This is a genomic window from Bacillus sp. AFS055030 (genome assembly GCF_002574545.1).
GTDB lineage: Bacteria > Bacillota > Bacilli > Bacillales > Bacillaceae_G > Gottfriedia.
The window spans coordinates 1-315 of record NZ_NUGT01000059.1 but is presented as its reverse complement, the minus strand read 5'-3'; the positions used below and the strand labels follow the sequence as shown (position 1 = coordinate 315).

Annotated in this window: 1 protein-coding gene; it reads right to left on the bottom strand. The window is 68.6% G+C overall.

Annotated features, from left to right (window positions below):
• Positions 1–101: 101 nt before the first annotated feature.
• Positions 102–315 (bottom strand): isocitrate/isopropylmalate family dehydrogenase (locus CN925_RS15870; protein ID WP_286138415.1); only part of this gene is annotated, 214 nt, incomplete at its 5' end.

Sequence of the window (315 nt, the reverse complement as noted above, 5' to 3'; positions counted from 1 at the left end):
TCGGGCAGGACGTTCCAGACGAGGCCCGAGGCCGAGGGCGCCTGAAGGTGGAGTTCTGTGGTCATGAGTGGATCCTCCGTCGATGCGGCGACGTATACAGGTTAAGCCGAGAGCCGCGCGGCGATGGCGTCGCCGATCTCGGTCGTCGTTCGGGATGCCGAGCCGCGGGTCGCGATGTCCTCCTCGACGGCGGTCGTGACGCGCTTAGCCTCGTCGTGCAGCCCGAGGTGATCGAGCAGCAGCGAGACGGAGAGGATCGCGGCCGTGGGGTCGGCCTTCTGCTGGCCTGCGATGTCGGGCGCCGAACCGTGGACG